At 46.4% G+C, this 2695-nt stretch carries 2 protein-coding genes and 1 pseudogene; 2 read left to right on the top strand and 1 reads right to left on the bottom strand.

The window, feature by feature from the left end; all coding sequences use genetic code 11:
- Positions 1 to 143: 143 nt before the first annotated feature.
- Entirely contained in the window at positions 144 to 722 is a 579-nt protein-coding gene (locus tag ACLGGO_RS35290; RefSeq protein WP_446422810.1) for a Uma2 family endonuclease, read from the bottom strand.
- Between the two features lie 87 nt (positions 723 to 809).
- Here ACLGGO_RS35290 and mnmE point away from each other — a divergent pair, with 87 nt between their 5' ends.
- Together mnmE and ACLGGO_RS35280 are read left to right on the top strand one after the other, a co-directional pair.
- Positions 810 to 2192, top strand: a complete 1383-nt coding sequence (gene mnmE, locus ACLGGO_RS35285) for a tRNA uridine-5-carboxymethylaminomethyl(34) synthesis GTPase MnmE (RefSeq protein ID WP_446422809.1) — start codon at positions 810 to 812, stop codon at positions 2190 to 2192.
- Between the two features lie 235 nt (positions 2193 to 2427).
- Positions 2428 to 2556 (top strand): annotated as a pseudogene (locus tag ACLGGO_RS35280) (IS607 family transposase); the annotation flags it as partial.
- Between the last annotated feature and the right edge of the window lie 139 nt (positions 2557 to 2695).

The following is a 2695-nucleotide window of genomic DNA, read 5'->3' as shown; positions in this document are numbered from 1 at the left end:
GAATAAATTCGCCGCGTCGAACTTCATCCCCCGACTAAAGTACGGGGGCTTCCGTTCTCCCGTCCTTTATCTGTGAGCAGAGTCACATCACCTGTAGTGGCACGGCATTGCCGTGCCCCTACAAACCTTCTATCAATAAGGATTCAATTCCAAACAATTTGTAAATCTAAAATAAAACCAGGTAAAACATCTTCCCCAGATAACTGGGTAGGATTTTCCAGGATTTCTACCGTTTGCCCTTGGCGATAAATTTCCACCCGACGAGTGGGTCGATAGAGTAACCAACCCAGTCTGACTTGATTCTCCATGTATTCCTGCATTTTAGCTTTGGTTTCTGGTAACGTATCGCTGGGTGACATTAGCTCCAAAACAAAGTCTGGGGCAATGGGTGGAAATTTTTCTTTCTGTTCCTCTGTTAGTGCATCCCATCGCTGTTTTTGAATCCAAGCCACATCGGGAGAACGGTTCGCCCCATTGGGAAGGTGAAAACAGGTTGAAGAGTCGAAGATTTCTCCAAGGTTCCTTTGTTCATTCCACACACAAAATCGAGTGGTTAGCTTGGCGTTCCGTTTTCCAGTTTCTCCGCCTGTGGGGGACACGATAATCAGTTCTCCTTTAGCATTGCGTTCAAATTTTACATTGGGATTGACTCGACACAGATGGTAAAATTGCTCTTGAGTCAGTTGAAAAATTGGGTTGAAGTTAATCGTAACGGCTGTCATAGTAAGATATAAAAGAATTGATAGAGTTAAAGAATATTTTACGCGATCGCATCCCTGACGAGGAGATGAGGATAGGGTCAGTAAACGATGTCTCAACCGTTTGTCCAAGGTGAAACAATAGCCGCGATCGCAACCGCTGTTGTCCCGCAACAAGGGAGTGTGGGAATCGTGCGGATGTCGGGCGAAAATGCCTTGGCGATCGCACGTCAACTATTCTATGCACCAGGGCGTCAAATGTGGCAGACTCACCGCATTCTCTATGGGTATGTGCGTCATCCCCAAACCCAACACATCGTTGATGAAGCCCTACTCCTAATTATGCAATCCCCTCGCTCTTACACTCGTGAAGATGTCGTCGAGTTCCATTGTCACGGCGGGATTATGCCCGTGCAGCAGGTGTTGCAATTATGCTTAGAGCTAGGCGCACGGTTAGCCCAACCCGGAGAATTTACCCTGCGGGCATTTTTGAACGGGCGCTTAGATTTAACCCAAGCCGAAAGTATCGCTGACTTAGTGGGTTCTCGTTCCCCCGCCGCCGCCCAAGCTGCATTAGCGGGAATGCAAGGAAAGCTGGCTGTACCCATTCGCCAACTCCGGGCGACGTGTTTAGATAGTTTGGCAGAAATTGAAGCCCGAATCGACTTTGAGGAAGATTTACCTCCCTTAGATGAAGCCGGGATCATTGCTCAAATTCAACAGATATTAGCCGATATTAACCAAATTATCGCCACCGCCGATCGCGGGCAATTATTGCGAACCGGCTTAAACGTCGCCATTGTCGGACGTCCGAATGTGGGCAAATCCAGTTTATTAAACGCCTGGAGTCGTAGCGATCGCGCGATCGTTACCGACTTACCCGGTACAACTCGTGATGTGGTTGAGTCGCACTTAGTCGTCGGTGGAATCCCCGTGCAGGTTCTAGATACCGCCGGAATCCGGGAAACCGTGGATCAAGTCGAGAAAATTGGCGTTGAGCGATCGCGCCGTGCGGCTGAGGCGGCTGATTTAATTGTATTGGTGATTGAAGCGACTACGGGCTGGACTACAGAAGACCAAGAAATTTATACACAAGTCAAACACCGTCCCCTAATTTTAGTCATTAATAAAACCGATCTCGCCCCCGCCGATTCTGTATCCTATCCGGATAGTATTGAACGGGTAGTTATAGCCGCCGTTGCCAAAAACGAAGGGATTGAGGCATTAGAACAAGGAATTCTTGAGGCAGTGCAAACGGGAAACATTCAAGCGGCTGACTTAGATTTAGCCATTAACCAGCGACAAGCCGCCGCCTTAACCCAAGCTAAAATAGCATTGGAACAGGTACAAGAAACCATCGCCCAACAGTTACCTTTAGATTTTTGGACGATTGATTTACGCGGCGCGATTCAAGCCTTGGGTGAAATTACTGGGGAAGAAGTAACTGAATCCGTACTTGACCGGATTTTTAGTCGCTTCTGTATTGGTAAGTAACAATCCTAACGAGGAACTCTCAGGGCATAAGGAATAAAGCATCTACTACAATCGCATCAAGAGAATTCAACCCAGATATCCTAAACCCCTGATCCGCTCCCGGTAAATGGGGGTTAACTAACAGTCCGTAAATATCTAGACAATTAGTGACATAACTGGACATTTTCTATGATATAATCAGGCAATGTCTAGTTTAACCCCCCAAGAAGCAGCTACTCTACTTGATGATAGTACATTCGAGGAAGACTTAGCGGCAGATGTATTAGAAATTATCACAGTATTTTCCGCTCGTCTATATGGGAGTCGAAGTCATAAGAACAAAAAAATAGTGGATGAACTGAGGGAGGTAGCCAAAAAGCTATGACGACGATAACTTATTGCAAAGGCTTGCCAACTCCCGCCGATGAACTTAACCCCATCGGTTTCACCGAATTGGAGATGTTTTTAACTTCATTGTCCGATATATTTTATCAAGCAACAGTTGAAACAGTTAACCATTTATT

This window comes from Coleofasciculus sp. (assembly GCF_046565525.1).
Taxonomy (GTDB): Bacteria; Cyanobacteriota; Cyanobacteriia; order Cyanobacteriales; family Coleofasciculaceae; genus Coleofasciculus.
Note: the sequence above shows the minus strand (reverse complement) of the source record. Positions and strands in the feature narration are given on the sequence as shown.

Coding starts and splice junctions, on each gene's coding strand:
- ACLGGO_RS35290 (WP_446422810.1), bottom strand. CDS start 722: ATGACAGCCGTTACGATTAACTTCAACCCAATTTTTCAACTGACTCAA.
- mnmE (WP_446422809.1), top strand. CDS start 810: ATGTCTCAACCGTTTGTCCAAGGTGAAACAATAGCCGCGATCGCAACC.